This window comes from Arcobacter iocasae, from assembly GCF_042214795.1.
Lineage (GTDB): Bacteria > Campylobacterota > Campylobacteria > Campylobacterales > Arcobacteraceae > Arcobacter > Arcobacter iocasae.
The window spans coordinates 2511297-2530606 of the sequence record NZ_CP090177.1 but is presented as its reverse complement, the minus strand read 5'-3'; the positions used below and the strand labels follow the sequence as shown (position 1 = coordinate 2530606).

Genomic DNA, 19310 nt, shown 5'->3' with positions numbered 1-19310 from the left:
TTAAACTAGGTAAAAAATTTTATACCCTTTTAAGTTAATTAGAATATTATTCCATTAACTAATTAATAGTTAACATATTAACTATTAATACAATAACATTTAAATCCCCACTAATTTTAAGGAATAAATATGTCGTTTGAAATAGATAATGCATTTGGTGTATTAGTAGCCAATATACGAAATTTACTAAAAAATCGTTTAGAAAAAGACTTGCAGGAATATGGTATTTCCCCATCTGAGAGTATTATTATAAGAAGACTTTGTGAAAAAGACAATTTAACTCAAAGGGAGTTAGCAAAAGATACTTACTTTAAACAATCAAGCTTAACTCTTCTAATAGATAAACTTGAAAAAAAAGGAATGGTAGAAAGAAAAGCCAAAAAAAATGATAGAAGAGCATATTTAGTTTGTATAACTAAAGAGGGTAAAAAACTAGAACAAATTTTAAAAGATGCAAGTAAAAAAGTTGAAGAAGAAGCTTTGATTAATATAGATACTCAAACAAAAGAGCTATTAATTGAAACATTAAAAACCATACACTCAAATTTGAAGTCATAAAAATATGAAAATAATACTATGTGTAATTTCATTAACTATTCTATTTTCAGGATGTGTTCCTAAAGTAACAACATCAAATACAATAAAAGATACAAAAATAGATGATGAGTTAATTAAAGATTTAAATGAATTTTCAAGTAATGATATAGAACTAAAAAATTCTTGGTGGAAAGATTTTAATGATAAACAACTAAATATCTTAATAGAAAATGCAATAAAAGATGCTCCTAGTTTAAAACAATTAGAAGCAAAATACCAAAAAGCAAACAATATAATCAAAGCAAAAAAATCTTCAAATTTACCAAATGTAAACTTTGAATCACAAGCTACTAGACAAAGATTTAGTGAAAATTATATTTTTCCAGAACCATTAGGTGGAAACTATTATAACCTTTATCAAACAGGGCTAAATTTACAATATGATTTTGACTTTTGGAATAAAAGAGCTTCATTAATCAAAGCTTCAAGAAATGAAGCCTTGGCACAAGATGCTTTGATAAAAGTAAAACAATTGACAATCTCTACTTCTATTAGTAAACTTTATATCTCTTGGAATTTTAAAATTGAAAAAATAAAAAGACTTTCGACTTTAAAAAAATTGGTTTATGAAAAACATCATATTTTAAATGATTTGTATAATATGGGATTATCAAATAAAGAAAAAGTAAATGAGAGCAACTACTTAATCGAAAAAATCAACCAAGATATTTTAAATGTAAACGAAGAAATCGAAAATATAAAAAACTCTATTGCAATTATTGCAGGACTTTTACCCTCACAAATAAGTGAGTTAAAAAATCCTTCTATTTCAAACAAATATAAAATAACTATACCTCTAGACATCCATTTAAATGTAGTTTCTCATTTACCACAAGTAGCTGTTCAAAAATATCTTTTAGCAAGTAAAGAACAGTATATAGAAAATGCAAAGTCACAGTTTTATCCAAATATTAGTTTAAATGGTTTGATGCATTTTACATCATTTCCATTTTCCCAACTACTTACAAAATCTTCCTTTGACCCAGAAGCTGGTCTTGCCTTTTCCTTACCAATATTTGATGCAAAAAAAAGAGAATCAAATCTAAATACAAAAGTAAATGATTACAATGCTCAAGTTTACGCATACAATGAAACAATAATAAAAGCTGTAAATAATATAGTTACAACACTAAAAAAAATAGAACTAAATAACTCTCAACAAAAATCAGAGAAAATAGTTATTTCAAGTAAAAATAAAAATAAAAATATTGAAAAAAGAGTTTATGAATTAGGTATAAAAAATAAAATTGATTATATAAATAAAAACATAGATGTAGAAGAAGAAAAAATAAGAGATATTGCGCTACAAGATAAGAAGTTTCAACTTCATATTGATTTGATTGAAGCTTTAGGTGGTGGTTATAAAAACAAGGCAAAAGATGTACTTGATAGAGAGTAAACAAAATATATCTTTAGCCATAGATGAATGGATAAATAAAGACTTACCAATCTTTAAATATATAATAAAATCAACAACTGCTGGGCTTCTAGCTTTATGTATTTGTATGTATTTTAATTTGGCTATGCCACAAACTTCAGTATTTACTGTATTTATTGTAATGCAACCCTTTAGTGGACTTGTATTTTCAAAAAGTTATTATAGATTTGTAGGAACTGTAATTGGTACAATAATGGCAATAATTCTAGTTGGAGCTTTTGCTCAAGATAGAGTATCATTTACTCTATTTTTTGCCCTATGGGTTGGACTTTGTTCAGTAATTAGTTTTATGTCAAGAAACTTCATGTCTTATGGTTTTGTACTAACAGGATATACAATTGCTTTAGTTGCAATGCCTACGATTGAAAATCCTCTAAATGTCTTTACATATGGAATAGATAGATTATCAGAAGTGGTAATTGGTCTTTTATGTGCAAGTTTTATAAGTGAAATACTTTTCCCTCAAAAACTATCAAATACACTTTTAAAAGGTGAAAAAAGTAAATTTAATCTTTTGATTAGTTCCTTTAGCAATAGTGAAAACTTATTTGACTTTGAAAAAGGAAGTATAAACTATACAAGAGATATCTTAGGTTCTGACGCTTTAAGAGTAAATAGCTCTTTTGAAACCAATATGAAAAAAACTGATAAGTTATATTATAAGAGATTAAATTCTCAATTTATGCATATAAATACCACATTTTTTTCACTTAGAAATACAATAAATAATAATAAAGATAATAGTGAATTTATTAACTCACTTAAGAAAATTTATGCTGATTTTGAAAAGTGTTTATCAAACTATTCAAATAGTAATAATTTATCAGCTTTAATAAATGAAATAAAAATAGTAAAAGATATTACAAAAATAAGAATTGAAGATGAAAAAAAGAGTCTTGCTTTAGATGATTTTGATTTGATACATGATTTTAACAGTATCACCTCACTTTTTCTTAGATTAGAAAGTGAGATTTATGATTATTGTAATACTTACTATAATTTTACAACAAACAGCGACAAAATAAAAAGACTAGAAAAATTTGCTGAAAATTTGAAATTTTCTACTTATAGTGATAATGTGCTTATTTCATTGATGATTATAAGAGCATCAATCACTTTAATAGTTGTCATGTGTATTTGGATGATTTCAGGATGGGAATATGGTTCTTTAGCCGTACTGCCAGCAGTTGCTAATACCCTACTTCTAAGTACTGCTCCAAATCCAGTGGGAGCTACTAAAAACTTCTTAAAAGGTGCAGCTGTAGGTTTTATTATAACTCCCATATATAACTTTTATATCATTCCCATGTATGTAAGTGATTTATTTACTTTATGTTTGTTTTTAACTCCTGTTTTAGCTGGAATTTCACTTTTTATGATACTGCCAGGAAAAAACTTGATTGGATTTGGGTTTTTACTTATATTTATTACAACTTGTTCTATTCACACACAATATAATGTAAGTTTTGACACATTTATGGATATGAACATAGCTACAGTTATTGGACTGTTATTTTCAGGGCTTAGTTTCATACTTATTAATTTTACATCAAATATTTGGATTGAATCAAGGGTAAAAAAGGCCTTATCAAAACAAATTGAGATAACAACTAAAGATAAACTTGCCCTTCAAAGAGTAAGACTTGAAAGTGCAAGTTTTGATTTAATACAAAGATACTCAGCACTAGGAAGACTTGATAACAAATCAAATAATAAAATATTAAGATGGGTTCTTTCAATACTTGAAATTGGAAAAGCAATTATTAATATAAGAAGAAATGCAACACTTTTTACAAAATCAAAACCATCAGAGATAAGTAGAATACTTAGCTTGATTAGAAAGTTTTTTGATTTAAAAGATAAAAATGACAAAGAAGAACAAATGAAAGAAATAAAAGAATTAATAAATAAGTTTGAACAAGTTCACTTAAGATCAGCCAATGATCAAAAACTTCTAAAAGATATATATTTGGACTTTTCAATTATATATTCACTTATGAAAAATAAAGAGTTTTTACCAATAAAAGGAGAGACTTTATGAACCTCATAGTATCGTTTTTAGGTATTCAAATTCCAGCACTAATAGTAATATTTTTATTTGCTGGATTAATCCAAGTATTACTAAATAAAGTTTTAGCAAACTTAGGGGTTTATGAGTTTGTCTGGCATCCAGGATTATTTAGAACAGCACTATTCGTGTGCATTTTCACAAGTTTCTCATTACTAATTTATAAATAAGGATTTATATGCAAAAAAATAAAATCGTACAACTTTTAAGATATATTATAACATTTAGCGTAGTTACTATAGCCATTGTTTTAGGAATGAAACTATGGCAGAACTATGTTGATTCTCCATGGACAAGAGATGGAAGAGTAAGAGCAGACATTACACTAATAGCACCTGATGTATCAGGGATGATTTCAAAAGTATATGTAAAAGATAATCAATATGTAAAAAAAGATGACAAACTATTTGAAATAGATAAAAAAAGATTTGAAGCAAACTTACAAAGAGCACAATCAATTGTTCAAATAAAAAAAGCACAATATCTTAAGAAAAAAGCAGAATATGATAAAAGAATAAAAGGTGATGACAGTATTATTCCAAAAGATGTAAAAGATGATGCAAAATATAATTTACTCATGGCAAAAGAGGAATTAAACGAGGCACTTTCAAAACTAGAAATTATCAAACTTGATTTACAAAGAGCTACAGTTTATGCTCCTACAAGTGGTTGGATAAATAACTTACTTCTAAAAAAAGGTGACTTTATAAAACAAGGGGAAAGTCATATCTCTATGTTAAATGAAAATAGCTTTTGGGTTTATGGTTATTTTGAAGAGCATAAACTTACAAAAATAAATATAGGTGATGAAGCAATCATGAATCCACTTGGAACTGATTTTACAATAAAAGGACATGTTCAAAGTATAGCAACAGGTATCACAGATAGAGATAATAACATAGGAAAAGGATTATTAGCAAATGTAAATCCATCATTTACCTGGGTTAGACTAGCACAAAGAATACCTGTAAGAATAGCAATTGATGAAGTACCAAAAGAATATACACTAAGAGCAGGTACGACTTTTACTATAGAATTAAAAAGTAAAAAATAATAAAATTGATGCCATAAAATTATGGCATCAAATCTTAACTATTGGCAAAATTAATTAAAGAATTACCTTCAAGTCTATACCCTACCCATTCAGTTTGAGCGATGGCACCAATATTTTCATAAAACTCTCTTGTGGGAGTATTCCAATGTAAACAAGACCATTCAAATCGTCCGCAGTTTTCACCTAAAGCTTTTTGTGCAAGATATTTAAGCATAAATTTTCCAGCCCCATTTCCTCTTTTACTTTGAGATACATATAAATCTTCAAGATAAATACCATATTTCCCAAGCCAAGTTGAGTAATTGTAAAAATAAACAGCACAACCAATAGCTAAACCATTTTCTTCACAAATCAAAGCTTTTACTGTAGAGTTTTCTCCAAAAATAGCTTCTCTTGTCTCCTCAACATTTGTTTTTACTTCATGTTCTGCTTTTTCATAAACTGCAAGTTCAATTATAAAATCTAATATAGTTTGTGCATCAGATGCAACAGCATCTCTTATAGTTATTGACATTTGTATCCTTTTTTAAAAATGAGAATATAACATGATAGACTTAATCTTATCTAAATAAAGCCCTATCAGATTAGTTTCATATCTCTTAAATACTTTTCTATCATAGGAATAAAATCCTTTCTACAAATAAGATAAGTATCTAAGTTAAAATCCATCTTTGTGATTTTTAGTTTATCTTGGTAGCCAAACTTTTCAATTATTTCCCTTGAAAAAAGTGCTACACCATAACCTGATTTTACACAAGCAAGTATTAACTCATAATTTTCTAAATTTACTTTTTTATATCTATTTTCATTTTCATCACTTAAATACTCTTCTAAAAAAATACGATTTAAACAACCATTTTTATATGCAAATATTGTATTTTCTGCTGTTTTATCCTTTGGCTCAACTAATACAATATCTTCTTTAAATATATTTAAAACCTCTATATCTTTATGATTTGGATTTCCATTTACAAAAGCTATATCAAGTTTATAGTTAAGCAGTTGTTCTATTAAGTTTAAACTACTATCAACTACAAAGTCCAGTTTCATATCTGGAAAATCTTTATTTAACTTTTCTATAAATTTTGTAAGTCTAATAGTTGTATTTGATTGAGTCGAACCTACTTTTAGAAGTTTTTGATAATCTACATTTCTCATTTTTAAACTAGCTTCTTCAACTTTTTTTACTATATCAACAGCATAAGGATAAAGCTTTTCACCAGCTAGGGTTAAAACAACTCCCCTATTTGTCCTATGAAAAAGTTCATAACCCAAACCTTTTTCAAGCTGTTTTATTCTTAATGTTACATTTGATTGAGTAAAGTTCAACTCCTTTGCACCCAAAGATATGCTCTTTGTATTTGCAACAGCAATAAATACTTTTAATAAATTTGAATCCATATTAGTGACCAACCGTTTCAACTACTAAAATAGCAGCAATAATAAATAATAAAACTTTTAATATCTTTGCATAAAATTTTGCATCGATTCTCTTTTTCAATTTTATACCAAAAAATAGACCTAAAGCCACCACAATCAAACTCAACATTGATATTTTAAAAGTCTCTAAAGTAAAAGCACCATAAAATAAAAATACACCCATTTGCCCTATTTTTGTAAAAAGAAAACATAGATTTGATAACTGAATAGTATCTTTTTTTGTATATTTCATCTCTAAACTATACATTATCATCAAAGGAGCTACGATGTTTGTAAGACCTGATAAAATACCACCAAAAATACCTAAACCATAAGTTGAAGACCTAGGATACTTAGCCACAAAAGTTGCTTCAATTTTTACCAATGATTGAAATAAATAAACAAAAATAATCAAAGCCAAAAGAAGTTTAAAATACTCAGAGTTGGCAAATATAAGTAAAACTGTACCAATGCAACTACCTATTACCATAAGAGTTATGATAAACCAAAACTTCCTCAAAGCCTCAAAAAACTTCCCTTCACTCATAATACTAACAATATTTACAAGCATAGTAGGAATAAGCATATACATAATAGTAGTTTGAATATCAGTAAATAAAGCAACCAAGGGAGTACAAATCATCCCAAAGCCAAAACCAATACCACCATGCACAACAGAAGAAATCAAAAGAATAACAGCAAAAGCAAGAATAAAATCAAAGTCCATATGACTACCTTTAATATTACATATAATTATCAGTAATACCTAAATGCATTACTAATAATTATAACTAAAAAAGATAAATTTTGTTTTAATATTTATAAATGATTTATATTATACACTGTTGTTATTTTTTATTATTAAAAACATATAACTAAAAAGGTACTAAATGTTTATATACTATACAATGATTAATAATCAAGTACAAAACTTATTAATAGAAAAAGAGCAGTTATTAAAAAAAGGTTACATTCCTACAGATAAAAAGAAATTAATTATTCAAAAAGGAAAACTTAAAGAAGTTTCAAATGATTATGAAATTAATAATAGTTTAGAAGAATATGAATGCACTGAAGTTGAACATTTAACAGCAGATACATATATAGTATTAAAAAAAGACAAGAAAACAATTAAAGTATTAAGTATAGATAATTCAAGTCACCCTGAAGAAATAGAGTTATATCAAAAATATTATACAGAATTTTTTATATAAAAGAACTAGTTGTATGTAGATTCAAGGCGCAGATAGTTTTTTTTGATTGAGCCTACAATTAGTAGGTGATTGAAAGAAAAACTATTTGCAACGCAGAAGATGCGTGCAAATAGTTCTTTTATTAAAGTGCTTTTGCTGTGATTCTATTTAGTCTTTGTGCGAATTGAACTGCATCAGTAATTTCCATACCTTCTGATAATTTCGCTTGGTCTAATAGTACCCATGATACATCTGCAATAAGTGCATCATCAGCACAACCGTTTAATTTTTTAACTATGTCATGCTCTGGATTGATTTCTAGGATTGGAGCGCCTTCTGGCATTGCTTGTCCCATTGCTCTCATCATTTGCATCATTTGAGCCATTTGTGCGTCACCTGCATCTTTTGTAACACAAGATGGTGATTCACTTAATCTGTTAGTTACTCTTACTTCTTTAACAGCTTCACCTAAGATATCTTTGATTTTTTTAGTGATTGATTCAAACTTTTCTTCAACTTCTTTTTTTGCTTCTTCACTTTGTTCTACTTTTGGAGCTTCACAAGAAGTGATATCTTTAAATTCCCACTCTTTATAAGCTTGTAATGCAGGAGTGATAATCTCATCAATCTCTTTATCATCACAAATTAAAACTTCAATATCATTTTTCTTATAAGCTTCTAATAATGGTGAGTTTTTCATAACATTTTCGTTTTCACCAATAATATAATAAATAGCTTTTTGTTCACTATCAGATCTATCTTTATATGCTTCTAATGAAGTCATTTTACCAGCTTCAGTTTTTGTTGATTTGTATCTAAGTAGTTCTAATAAAGCTTCTTTATTTGTATAATCTTGGTAAGCACCCTCTTTTAAAGCTCTATTATATTGAGCTACAAATTCAGCGTATTTTTCTTCATCTTTAGATAATTTTTTGATTTCACTTAAGATTTTTTTAACTGAACCTTGTTTGATATTTGCCATTACTCTATTTTCTTGTAAGATTTCTCTTGAAACATTTAATGGTAAATCTTCACTATCAATAATACCTCTTACAAATCTTAAGTAAGTTGGTAATAATTCTTTCTCAGAATCTGTGATAAATACTCTTTTAACATAAAGTTTAACACCTGGTTGATAATCAGCTCTATACATATCCATAGGAGCGATTGAAGGGATATAAAATAGTGTTGTATACTCATTTACACCCTCAACTCTTGTGTGCATTGTAAGCATAGGATCTGTTGAATCATGAGAAATTGATTTATAAAAATCATTGTACTCATCTTTTTTGATTTTAGCTTTTGGTTGCATCCAAAGAGCAGTTGCTGCATTTATTTTTTCATGTCTTTTTTCAGTAGTTTTTTTAGCTTCTTTTCCAGCTTTTTTATCTTCTTCACTTAACTCTTCAGTTACTTCTTCTGAGTAGTTTAAGAAAATTGGATACGCGATATGATCAGAATATTTTTTAACAATATTCTCGATTCTATGTTTGCTAGCAAACTCTTCTGCTTCTTCATCTTTTAGTTTGATATAAATAACAGTACCAACTGATTCTTTTGTACAAGGACCTAAATCAAACTCTCCTGTACCATCACTTGACCATTTATAAGCAGTCTCGGCTCCTGCTTTTCTTGTAATAACATCTACTTTAGAAGCTACCATAAATACAGAATAAAAACCAACACCAAATTGACCGATTAAGTTTGAGTCTTTTTTAGCATCACCAGTCATTGCTTCAATAAATGATTTTGTTCCAGATTTTGCAATAGTACCAATAGAAGCGATTAAGTCTTCATCAGTCATACCAATACCATTATCAACTATTGTTAATGATTTATCAGCTTCGTCAAAAGATACATTAATCTCACCAGCCCAATCCTCAGGAAGTGCTGCTTTGATTGAATCATCTGTTAATTTTAAGTAATTTAACTTATCAATTGCATCACTTGCATTTGATACTAGTTCTCTTATAAAAATCTCTTTGTTTGAATATAAAGAGTGAGTCATTAAATGTAATAATTGTCCAACTTCTGTTTGAAATTGATGTTTCGCCATGAATTTCTCCTATAATTTTTAGTTTTTGTAAGAGAAATTTTATCAAAACTTTATAAAAGGAAGCTAAAGTTTTGAATTTATTTAGCACTTTTAGCATATAAGTGCTAATATTAGTTTTATTTATCTAAGAAAACTATATTATTTCTACCAGTTTCTTTTGCTTCATAAAGAGCTTTATCAGCAGATGCATACAATTCTTCAACTGTTGCTTTACAATCAGGATTTATAATTTTAACACCTATAGAAATAGTTACATACTTTGAAGCTTTGTTTTTACTATGCTCTATTTTTAAATTTTCCACTTTCTGCTTTATATTTTCAACTATTTTTAAAGCATCTTTTTCATCTTTAGTATTAAACAATAATCCAAACTCCTCACCACCAATACGAAAGGCATAATCAGAAGATCTTTTCATAGTTTGAGATAAAACTTTTGCAACTTTTATTAAAGTATTATCGCCTTCTTGATGTCCGTATGTATCATTATAGTCTTTAAACTTATCAATATCTATCATAGCAAAGACCAATAATAGATTATTTCTACTTGAGATATTTATTTGTTTTGGAAACATCTCATCAAAGTATCTTCTATTATAAATATTAGTCATAGAATCATGTCTAGAAATCTCTTCAATTCTTTTTTCACTAGTGATATCTTTAAAAATATTGTTATATCCAGTAATATTATAATTATTATCAAAGATTGGTACTATTTTAGAAATAAAGCATTTTGTTTTTTTATGACTTATTTGAACTTTTATTTCACCTTCCCAAGTATTACCACTATTTAATATATTCAAAACTTTTTCTTTATCAAATGATTTATTATCAGCATATATTCTATTTGAAATGGAAGTGAAATCTTTACTTGAATAACCTAATATCTGAAGAAGTGCATCACTTATTTTTATAAAGTCTAAGTTTTCATCTAACTTTCCACTAAAAATATTTTGGTCAATCATTTGTAAATATTTTTTTCTCTCTTTATCTTTTTCATTAAGATTAACTATCAAAAACCAAAACATTGAAACTATTATTAATAAGATTAAGAGAACAGTTGAAATAATAAAAAAGATAGCCTCACTTTTGCTTTTTTGTATGTCATTAAAAAAAAGTACTGCCTTATTGTGTGCAAATTCAATTAAAATATTTACTTGAGTATTTAAGTTTTTAATATGTTCTTTAGCTAGTGTTTTATTTATATTTATAGCACTTTCATAATTTTTCTTTTTTATTAATGAAATTATTTCATCTCTTATTGGTTCCCATTTTTTAAAAGCTTGAAAACTATTTTCAATATCACTTTTATTTCCTAAATACTTTTTAAAAATCTTTTCAAACTGATTATTTACTATTATTACTTTTGCTTTTATATTTTCTATTGAATTTTTTAATTCATCATTTGAATTTGAGGTAAGTATATCTTGCATATCTTTTTGTATTGATATAATATTTGACTGGATTTCTTTGGTTGCATTAGTTACAACAAAAGGATGCTCATAAAGTTTTTGAGACAAATTTGAAAGTTCTAGCATCTTATAAATTGATATATAAGCTAAAAGAATCAATAATATAATTGTAATAGAAAAGCTTAATATAATGTGCCTTTGCATATTAAATCCTAAATGTAAATAATTAATTTTAACTTTATATTATAACAGCTTTTTATTGTATATAAAAATAATAGCAATAAAATGATAAACTTCTATTTTTAAAAGGATATATAATGAATAAAGAACAATTTTTAAAAGATTCAAAAAAAATCTATGAATATTTAAATGCTCAAAAAAATGAAGTAAACAAATTAGTATCAGCCTTAGAAGATAAACAATATGATAAATTAAATCTTATAAATGATTTTGCAAAAAGTTTAAATCTAAAAATGAGTGATGACCTAAGATATGCACTTGTGACTAGACTCGTAAATCTAAGAGATGACTCACTTGTACAAGTATTGAAAAAATTAGGTCTTGATGAAAAAGAAGTAATAGAGTTGCAAGAAAAAGCATACCTTTTTGTAAAAGAGTTTTGGCATAATAAACATAAAAAAACTATTGATTTTATAAAAGATAACAATCTTTTAACCCCTTTTTATCAAGCTATATTTCAAGGTGTATATGATGTAGGAATCAAAATGTCATCATGGCAAAGTTCTTGGACAGCACATATTATCAATGGTATAAATAAAGAGTTATTAGCAAAATTTGATGGAAACGAAGAAAAAGTTTTTGATTATCTAGAAAGTAACTCATTATTTGATTTGGGACATAACTCAATAACAGCTGATAGATCATATTCTGCACTAGTAAAAAAAGGTGATGGATATGAGAATAAGGCTTATATTAAAGCTTTTAAAAAACAAACAACAGAAGTGATAAATGCCCTTGAACACTTTGAAGAAAATCTACTAGAGCATGAAGATGATATTTTTGGTCACAAATGGGATTATATCTTATATATCCAATCACTTATATTAGCCTTTTCAGAAGATAAAGAAAACTCATTAGTAGAAAAATGGGCAAATGTAGATAGAGCTTGGATGAAAATAAAATCACCTATTCAAATAGGACATCCACTTGAATACTATGAAGACCACTTTAGAAAAGCAGTTGCCTTAGAGTGGGATATAAGATTTACAAATCCAGAGTTTGCACAAAATGACCACAGAGTAAATAAAATCAAATCAGCTTTTGCAAATATTTTTTCAAGCTTTGAAGAAAACTCTGCTTATAAAAAAACTTATGATTTCTCACTAAAATCACTTGATAAAGTTCAACTATATATTGGTCGACCAGCAATATTCTTTGGAGCAGAATTAAATGGACTATTTTCAGCTCAAGTTGTACCAAATGATGAAATCGTATCAAGGGAAGAAGGTAAAAAGATATTCGCCTTTGCAGATGAGATTTTACAAACAAGCCGTGCAAAACCATTTTTAAGACTTAGTGCTGAAATATTTGGAAATGAGTTTTTAAATGAAGATAGAAAATTCTTATTTAATGAAACAGCGTCTTGGCATCAAGTTTATGATATCACAACCATTGGACATGAATATGGACATATTTTATGGTGCGATGATGAAACAGAATCAGTGATGAATAAAACTGGTAATTTTAAAAATATAGAAGAGTTCAAAGCTACAACTGGTGGACTTATCTCATTTTTCCTTGACCTTGATAGCGATGAGAAACATCTTCAAAGACAAGTCTTAATTGATAGTGTTAAAAGAGCAGTTGGGCTTATGGGATGGATGGAAGTTGATGAAGTACAGCCATATTATTGTGAAGGATTGATTCACTTAAATGGTCTGTTTGATTCACAAGTTCTATCTTGGGAAAATGAAAAACTAAGTATTGATTTAAGTGATGAAAAATTTGATAGATTAAAAACTTGGTATATCAAGACTTATACAGACTTAGCAAAACACTATTTAGATAAAAAAGATGCAACACAATTTTTGAATAACTTTGCTAAAAAAGATGGAAAATACTTTATGCCAATAGATGAAAATATAAATGACTTTGTAAAATACTATTTTGCAAGATATAAAGATATTGGACAAGAGTTAGATACAAGTGATAAAAAAAGCAACTATATAAAATAAGAGGTCAAATCCTCTTATTTTTTAAATAACCCTTTTACTAAAGAAAATAGTTTTGAAATAGTAAGGTAAATTTTTGATTTGAAACTACTATTTTGAGAGTTTAAATACTTAACAATCTCATAGTTCCCAAACATAGAAGCAAACATAATAGGTGTTGTCCCCATTCCATTATTTTCATAAATATTTGCACCTGCACTTACTAACTCTTTTGCAATTTTTAAGTACCCTTTAAAACAAACACCTGCAAGTGGTGTTTGTCCTCTATCATTTTTTTTATCAACTTTAGCACCAACATCAATTAACATCCTAGTTGTTTCAAGATTTCCATTATATGAAGCTAACATAATCAAACTATTGCCTTTATGATCACATAAATTTACAGGCATGCCAACATCAATCATAGCTTTTAAATCTTCAGTTTGCCCGCGTCTAGCAAACTCTAAAGCCATAATTTGAAGTTCTTCATACCTTTTTTGTTCTTCACTAGAAACTTCCATATTAGATTCCTAATGCTTTTTTAACCCCTGCACTATACTCAGAATGTACTTTTTCAAAAAGTGCAAGTTGTCTATTTATAATCTCACTTGGAACCCCATCCATAGCTTCTGCAATATTACTAAATAATTGCTCTTTTTGATTATCACTCATCAAATTAAACAGTGCCGTTACTTGTGTAAAGTCATCATTTCCTACTCTATGGTCATATCTATCAGCACTATCACCTACATTAAATGCTGGTTCTGCAAATGATTTATCTTCAACTGGTCCATTAAAACTATTTGGTTCATAATATGCATCTGTTGCTTCTTTTACTTCATAATTCATACTTCCATCTGCATGGTAAGTATTTACATCCACTATTGGTCTGTTTACTGGCAACATTTCATAATGTGTTCCTACTCTGTATCTATGTGCATCTGGATAAGAGAAGATTCTAGCTTGTAACATCTTATCAGGTGAAAAACTAATACCTGGAACAATATTTGATGGTGAAAATGATGCTTGTTCTATCTCATTAAAATAGTTTTTAGGATTTTCATTTAATGTCATTTCTCCTACTTTTATCATAGGATAATCACTATGTGGCCAAACTTTAGTTAAATCAAATGGATTAAATGAACAATATTTTGCATCTTCATCTGTCATAATTTGAATTTCAAAACTCCATTTTGGGAAGTTTTCTTTTTCTATATTTTCAAATAAATCTCTTTGATTTGATTCTCTATCTTTTGCTACTATTGCTTCTGCTTCTCTGTTTGTAATTGTTTCAATACCTTGTTTAGTTTTAAAGTGAAATTTCACCCAAAATCTTTCACCTTGTGCATTGATTAAGCTATAAGTATGAGAACCATATCCATTTACATGTCTATATGATTTTGGCAATCCCCTATCTGACATCAAAATTGTAACTTGGTGTAAGCTCTCAGGGCTAAGTGACCAAAAATCCCAAGCTGCTGTGTTACTTCTCAAGTTTGATTGTGGATGTCTTTTTTGAGTGTGAATAAAATCAGGGAATTTATAAGCATCACGGATAAAAAATACAGGAGTATTATTTCCTACTAAATCCCAATTCCCCTCTTTTGTATAAAACTTTAAAGCAAAACCTCTTACATCTCTTTCAGCATCTGCTGCACCTTTTTCTCCAGCAACTGTTGAGAATCTAAGTAATAATCTAGTTTTTTCACCCTTTTGTAAAACTTTTGCTTTTGTATATTTTGAGATATCTTCTGTAATAACTAGTTCACCAAAAGCACCGCTTCCTTTTGCATGAACAACCCTCTCTGGAATTCTTTCTCTATTTTGGTGGGCAAGTTTTTCTATTAATTGATAATCTTGTATAAGTACAGGACCTCTCTCACCTGCTGTCATTGAGTTTTGATTGTCCGAAATTGGATTTCCAGCCGTTGTAGTCATAATTTTTTTCATTTTTTATCCTTTTTATTTTAAAGGAAAAAATTTTTCCTTTGATAAAAATATTCTACAAGATGAAAACTTAATGTAAAGTTATTTTTTTAAATTAATACTTCTCTTATTTTATACTTGGATTTATCTTCTCCCAATCTTCATTTAACTCTTTTTTTAATAAAAAAGTATCATTTATAGTAGCAACTTTGTCGTATTTTAAAGGTGTCACTACTAAAAGCCCTCCTTTTAGTATAGAGGTGAAAGTGTTTGTTTCAATCTCTGTACCTGTAAAAATAGAGAATTTTAGTTTAAAACCACTTATATCATGAAAAGTAGAATTCTTTCGAATAAGATGTTTATATTTATCGGAAATAAAACAATCAATTAAAGTTTTAGATCCATCTTTACTAAGATTTATTTTATTTATTTTTCCTATTTGTACATTCTTATAATATATTGGAGCATCAACATTAAGTTTTGTAGGAAAAATAGAAGAGACTCTTATTATCTCTCCATTATCAATTTTTTTAATATCTTCTAAACTATCATAGCCTATAAAGCTATTTTGAAAACTACTTTTATTACTACTAATAACACCAATATCAACTGGTAAAATTGTTGAACCTATATTTTTTACTTCATTTAAACTAACTTTGGGTTTTTTTAAATAAAAAATTGTACCTTCTTTTGAAAATCTATCATAGTTTTTAAATACTTGAATTTTTACTAATACTTTATTTTGTGGTGTTAATAAGACATTAGAGACTTTTCCTATATCTACACCTTTGTAATTTAGTTTTGAGAATTGTTGTCTTAATCCTTCTACATCATCAAATAGTATAGAAATAGTATTTGAAAAGTTTTTCATATCATCATAAGAAGAGTATATCTCATATCTTGGAAAGCTTGTTTTTGAGCTATTATCAAGTTCTAAAGAACCATATAATAATGAAGATAAATTATCAACTTCAAATAAAACTCCACCCAAGGATGCATCGACTTTTATGGCATCTTTTTTATAGAATCTACTTTTTTTACTTATATATTTCATATACTTTTTATAAATAAAAAGTTTTACTTTTGATTTTTCTTCACCAAATTTAATTGATTTTACGAAACCTATTTCTTGATTTTTATAACTTATTGCTTGATTTACTTTTAAATTAAAACCATTGTCAAAGTATGTATTTAAGTATGAACCATGACTATACTCTCTTTTAAGTGCTTGCACATCTTTATAAGAACTATACAATTTAAAACTTTTTTTAGAGTATTTTGCTTTTCTATCAACTTCTACAAGTGCTATTCCTCCATCTATCAATGGTTTTATTCCAGTATAGTTTATATCTAAATCTAGATTTTTAAGCTCTAATAATTTTGAACTCATATCATAAAAAAGTGATTTATTATTTATTAGCTTTTTATATTTTTCTTTTACTAAAAGTGAAATATTTACATGTTTTAAATCACTAGATAAAGAGTAGTCTAAAACTTTTCCAATAGGAATATTTTTAAAATACAATTTGCTATTTTTTGTTATTGAATTTAAATTTTGTGTTTTTAAAGTAATCACTAAATCATTATCAACTTTTTCCATACTACTATTTACAATCTCAAAGGAGTCTTTTGGTTTTCCTTTTTTATAATCGATTGTTAAATAATTTCCACTAACAATTGAATTTAAATTTTTTACTCCATCTAGGCTAACTTCTGTTTCTTCTATATTAAAACTACTATTATCAGTTAGAAGATAATCATATTTTTTATAAATATAAGCCTTTGCAATAATATTATCTTGGGTAAGTTGTAAATCATCTACTTTACCTACTTCTACACCTTTATACATGATAAGAGTATTTATTCCTATTCCCTTTGCATCTGTAAATTTTAAACTTATATGTGTTCTTTCTATGAACTCTTTTTTATCATCACTTAAAATATAGTATTTATCTTCTTTTATTTTTTGAGCATCTTTTAGTGGAGTTTCTACGGTAATTCCTCCCACAATAGCTGAGTATAAGGAACTAACTTCTAAATTTAATCCACCAGGTCCAAAATTGACCTTCAAGGCTTTATTCATGACAAACTGAGAACTTTTGTTTATCAAATATGTGTACTTATCATAAATATAAGCTTTTAAGTAGACTTTGCCATCCTTAAACTCTTTTGATGATATTTCACCTATTTGGAATCTATTATAAAAAATTGGGGTCTCTACTTCTATTAGATCTTCACCCCTTGAAAGAATATTTACATAGTATCCATCAGTGTCTTCTAGTAAACTAGGTTTTGTATCTAATCCTGTAAATTCATATTGGGGGTTTGCATTATCATACTCTTTTAAAGTTTTATATTTTGGATATAACTCTATTTTGTTTCCGCTTAATAAAGTACCAAGTCCAGAGACTTTTGTAAGTGATATAGTAGGTTTTTTTATCCAAAAACTAGTACCCTCTGTTGCAACATATTTTGCAACATCACTATTTACTAAAATATTTACTTTGACACTATTTAAATCATTAATTTCTATTTTAGTTACTTTACCAAGAACTAAACCTTTGTACTCTAAAGGTGTCACTCCCTCTTTTAAATCTTCTGCACTTTTGAAAATAACACTTATATTTGTACCTTTTTTAGTATAACTTTCATAGGCAATCCAACCTAAAATCATTAAAACAACAAGTGGTAAAAGCCAAATAAATGAAATCGACTTATTATCAGTAGTTTTTGGTTCATAAACTAAAGTTTCAATTTTTTCTTCGCTCATCCCAAATAATCCTTGTATCAAATTTATGTGCAGCTATCATAGTCAAAACTACAACACAAGCAAATGCAGTCGCTGCTATTCCACCTTTTATATTAAATACTTCACCAAGATGAATCGTAGATGCTAACATTGCAACTACATAAATATCTATCATAGACCACTTTCCAATTAATTCAATAAAATAATATAGCTTTAATTTTGTTTTATTGGAAAATGGTGTTTTAATCCACAAAGAAACAAATATAAAAAGAAGTACTAAAAGTTTAACTAAAGGTATTATAATACTTGCCGTAAAAATTACAATTGCAATAAAATAATCTCCATAATTAATAAATGAAATAACACCTTGAAATATTGTACTATCTTCTTTTGTTCCAAATTCAGTTATTTCCATCATTGGATAAATCATAGCTAGAATAAAAAGTAATAGTGCAGTAATTACTAAAGCTAAAGAAGTCTGTATTGTATTCTTTACTCTTCTTCTTACGGTATGCCCACATCTAACACATTTAAACTCACTATAGTCTTTTTTTGTATAGACTTTTTGACAGTTTTTACATGATATTAAAATCATTACTCTAACACACTTTTTATATCAAATTTTTTATTAGACATGTAAAATATAAAAAGATAAAAAAGCATAATATAAAATCCAGTATCAAAACTCGTTGCAGAAGTCATTCCCGTAAGTTTGATATATGTAACAATGACCCCGATAATATAAACTTCAATAAAACCCCAGGTTTTAAAAAAATGAAAGCCATCATATAAAATCCTAAAAGAAAATATTTTTCTTTTCATTTTACTTTGAATAAAAACAAATATAATTGTAAAGGAGTTTAAAACTGGAGCTAAAATAATTGTAAATAATACTAGTGCTCCAACAAAAAGGAAATCTTCTTTAAAAAAAATACTAATAGTTCCAATAAGTGTTGTTTTTAGAGTATTTCCATTTAGAGATAAAGTTAATAAAGGATATATATTTAAAAGTACAAAAAGCAATAACGCAGTTATTGCATAATACAAAGAATCAATACTATGTTCTTTATTTTTTATTTTTGAACCACATCTTGGGCATTTGATTTTTTCATTATTGTTTTTTAAAAAAAGTCCACAATGTTTACACTCAATTATCGTATCCATACTAATTATCAAAACCTTTATATTTATGGTATTAATTATACCTATTTATGTATAAAATACAATTTT

Annotated in this window: 17 protein-coding genes; 7 read left to right on the top strand and 10 right to left on the bottom strand. The window is 27.2% G+C overall.

What is annotated here, in order from left to right; genetic code table 11:
- The first annotated feature begins 129 nt into the window (after positions 1 to 129).
- From LXN10_RS12670 to LXN10_RS12650, 5 genes are read left to right on the top strand one after another with little or no spacing between them, the layout of a single operon-like run.
- Positions 130 to 558, top strand: a complete 429-nt coding sequence (locus LXN10_RS12670) for a MarR family winged helix-turn-helix transcriptional regulator (RefSeq protein ID WP_375723358.1) — start codon at positions 130 to 132, stop codon at positions 556 to 558.
- Positions 559 to 562: 4 nt separating this feature from the next.
- Positions 563 to 1996, top strand: a complete 1434-nt coding sequence (locus LXN10_RS12665; RefSeq protein WP_375723357.1) for a TolC family protein — start codon at positions 563 to 565, stop codon at positions 1994 to 1996.
- Positions 1977 to 4076 carry an FUSC family protein gene (locus tag LXN10_RS12660; RefSeq protein WP_375723356.1) on the top strand — a complete coding sequence of 700 codons (2100 nt, stop codon included), beginning with the start codon at positions 1977 to 1979 and terminating at the stop codon, positions 4074 to 4076. The genes LXN10_RS12665 and LXN10_RS12660 overlap by 20 nt, the downstream gene beginning before the upstream one ends.
- Entirely contained in the window at positions 4073 to 4273 is a 201-nt protein-coding gene (locus LXN10_RS12655; RefSeq protein ID WP_375723355.1) for a DUF1656 domain-containing protein, read from the top strand. The genes LXN10_RS12660 and LXN10_RS12655 overlap by 4 nt, the downstream gene beginning before the upstream one ends.
- A gap of 8 nt (positions 4274 to 4281) precedes the next feature.
- Entirely contained in the window at positions 4282 to 5157 is an 876-nt protein-coding gene (locus tag LXN10_RS12650; protein WP_375723354.1) for a biotin/lipoyl-binding protein, read from the top strand.
- A 34-nt stretch (positions 5158 to 5191) separates the two neighbouring features.
- On the opposite strand, the gene LXN10_RS12645 is transcribed toward LXN10_RS12650, so the two are convergent.
- The 3 genes from LXN10_RS12645 to LXN10_RS12635 all read right to left on the bottom strand — a co-directional run bounded on the left by LXN10_RS12645 (position 5192) and on the right by LXN10_RS12635 (position 7303).
- Positions 5192 to 5671 carry a GNAT family N-acetyltransferase gene (locus LXN10_RS12645; protein ID WP_375723353.1) on the bottom strand — a complete coding sequence of 160 codons (480 nt, stop codon included), beginning with the start codon at positions 5669 to 5671 and terminating at the stop codon, positions 5192 to 5194.
- A 65-nt stretch (positions 5672 to 5736) separates the two neighbouring features.
- Positions 5737 to 6558 carry a LysR family transcriptional regulator gene (locus LXN10_RS12640; protein WP_375723352.1) on the bottom strand — a complete coding sequence of 274 codons (822 nt, stop codon included), beginning with the start codon at positions 6556 to 6558 and terminating at the stop codon, positions 5737 to 5739.
- A gap of 1 nt (position 6559) precedes the next feature.
- Entirely contained in the window at positions 6560 to 7303 is a 744-nt protein-coding gene (locus LXN10_RS12635; protein ID WP_375723351.1) for a TSUP family transporter, read from the bottom strand.
- A gap of 163 nt (positions 7304 to 7466) precedes the next feature.
- Between LXN10_RS12635 and LXN10_RS12630 the strand changes: the two genes are divergently transcribed.
- Entirely contained in the window at positions 7467 to 7790 is a 324-nt protein-coding gene (locus tag LXN10_RS12630; protein WP_375723350.1) for a hypothetical protein, read from the top strand.
- A gap of 121 nt (positions 7791 to 7911) precedes the next feature.
- Here LXN10_RS12630 and htpG read toward each other — a convergent pair whose 3' ends face one another.
- Together htpG and LXN10_RS12620 are read right to left on the bottom strand one after the other, a co-directional pair.
- Positions 7912 to 9825: a molecular chaperone HtpG gene (htpG, locus tag LXN10_RS12625; RefSeq protein WP_375723349.1), complete on the bottom strand. Its 1914-nt coding sequence runs from the start codon at positions 9823 to 9825 to the stop codon at positions 7912 to 7914.
- Positions 9826 to 9941: 116 nt separating this feature from the next.
- Positions 9942 to 11438: a sensor domain-containing diguanylate cyclase gene (locus LXN10_RS12620; protein ID WP_375723348.1), complete on the bottom strand. Its 1497-nt coding sequence runs from the start codon at positions 11436 to 11438 to the stop codon at positions 9942 to 9944.
- Positions 11439 to 11551: 113 nt separating this feature from the next.
- Between LXN10_RS12620 and ciaB the strand changes: the two genes are divergently transcribed.
- Positions 11552 to 13429, top strand: a complete 1878-nt coding sequence (gene ciaB, locus LXN10_RS12615; RefSeq protein WP_375723347.1) for an invasion protein CiaB — start codon at positions 11552 to 11554, stop codon at positions 13427 to 13429.
- 14 nt (positions 13430 to 13443) lie between these two features.
- On the opposite strand, the gene LXN10_RS12610 is transcribed toward ciaB, so the two are convergent.
- From LXN10_RS12610 to LXN10_RS12590, 5 genes are all read right to left on the bottom strand, one after another.
- Positions 13444 to 13926: an ankyrin repeat domain-containing protein gene (locus tag LXN10_RS12610; RefSeq protein ID WP_375723346.1), complete on the bottom strand. Its 483-nt coding sequence runs from the start codon at positions 13924 to 13926 to the stop codon at positions 13444 to 13446.
- Position 13927: 1 nt separating this feature from the next.
- Entirely contained in the window at positions 13928 to 15355 is a 1428-nt protein-coding gene (locus LXN10_RS12605) for a catalase (RefSeq protein ID WP_375723345.1), read from the bottom strand.
- A 103-nt stretch (positions 15356 to 15458) separates the two neighbouring features.
- Positions 15459 to 18101: an MlaD family protein gene (locus LXN10_RS12600; RefSeq protein WP_375723344.1), complete on the bottom strand. Its 2643-nt coding sequence runs from the start codon at positions 18099 to 18101 to the stop codon at positions 15459 to 15461.
- A complete protein-coding gene (locus LXN10_RS12595) occupies positions 18082 to 18675 on the bottom strand; it encodes a paraquat-inducible protein A (protein WP_375723343.1) in 594 nt (197 codons plus the stop codon). Before LXN10_RS12595 ends, LXN10_RS12600 begins: the two co-directional genes overlap by 20 nt.
- Positions 18675 to 19244, bottom strand: coding sequence for a paraquat-inducible protein A (locus LXN10_RS12590; protein ID WP_375723342.1), 570 nt, complete (start codon positions 19242 to 19244; stop codon positions 18675 to 18677). Before LXN10_RS12590 ends, LXN10_RS12595 begins: the two co-directional genes overlap by 1 nt.
- Positions 19245 to 19310: the final 66 nt, after the last annotated feature.

Bases quoted from the DNA above. Each gene is read 5' to 3' on its own strand.
- LXN10_RS12605 (WP_375723345.1), bottom strand. From the start codon at position 15,355: ATGAAAAAAATTATGACTACAACGGCTGGAAATCCAATTTCGGACAAT.
- LXN10_RS12620 (WP_375723348.1), bottom strand. From the start codon at position 11,438: ATGCAAAGGCACATTATATTAAGCTTTTCTATTACAATTATATTATTG.
- LXN10_RS12640 (WP_375723352.1), bottom strand. From the start codon at position 6,558: ATGGATTCAAATTTATTAAAAGTATTTATTGCTGTTGCAAATACAAAG.
- ciaB (WP_375723347.1), top strand. From the start codon at position 11,552: ATGAATAAAGAACAATTTTTAAAAGATTCAAAAAAAATCTATGAATAT.
- LXN10_RS12650 (WP_375723354.1), top strand. From the start codon at position 4,282: ATGCAAAAAAATAAAATCGTACAACTTTTAAGATATATTATAACATTT.
- LXN10_RS12670 (WP_375723358.1), top strand. From the start codon at position 130: ATGTCGTTTGAAATAGATAATGCATTTGGTGTATTAGTAGCCAATATA.
- LXN10_RS12595 (WP_375723343.1), bottom strand. From the start codon at position 18,675: ATGATTTTAATATCATGTAAAAACTGTCAAAAAGTCTATACAAAAAAA.
- htpG (WP_375723349.1), bottom strand. From the start codon at position 9,825: ATGGCGAAACATCAATTTCAAACAGAAGTTGGACAATTATTACATTTA.
- LXN10_RS12660 (WP_375723356.1), top strand. From the start codon at position 1,977: ATGTACTTGATAGAGAGTAAACAAAATATATCTTTAGCCATAGATGAA.
- LXN10_RS12635 (WP_375723351.1), bottom strand. From the start codon at position 7,303: ATGGACTTTGATTTTATTCTTGCTTTTGCTGTTATTCTTTTGATTTCT.
- LXN10_RS12610 (WP_375723346.1), bottom strand. From the start codon at position 13,926: ATGGAAGTTTCTAGTGAAGAACAAAAAAGGTATGAAGAACTTCAAATT.
- LXN10_RS12630 (WP_375723350.1), top strand. From the start codon at position 7,467: ATGTTTATATACTATACAATGATTAATAATCAAGTACAAAACTTATTA.
- LXN10_RS12665 (WP_375723357.1), top strand. From the start codon at position 563: ATGAAAATAATACTATGTGTAATTTCATTAACTATTCTATTTTCAGGA.
- LXN10_RS12655 (WP_375723355.1), top strand. From the start codon at position 4,073: ATGAACCTCATAGTATCGTTTTTAGGTATTCAAATTCCAGCACTAATA.
- LXN10_RS12600 (WP_375723344.1), bottom strand. From the start codon at position 18,101: ATGAGCGAAGAAAAAATTGAAACTTTAGTTTATGAACCAAAAACTACT.
- LXN10_RS12645 (WP_375723353.1), bottom strand. From the start codon at position 5,671: ATGTCAATAACTATAAGAGATGCTGTTGCATCTGATGCACAAACTATA.
- LXN10_RS12590 (WP_375723342.1), bottom strand. From the start codon at position 19,244: ATGGATACGATAATTGAGTGTAAACATTGTGGACTTTTTTTAAAAAAC.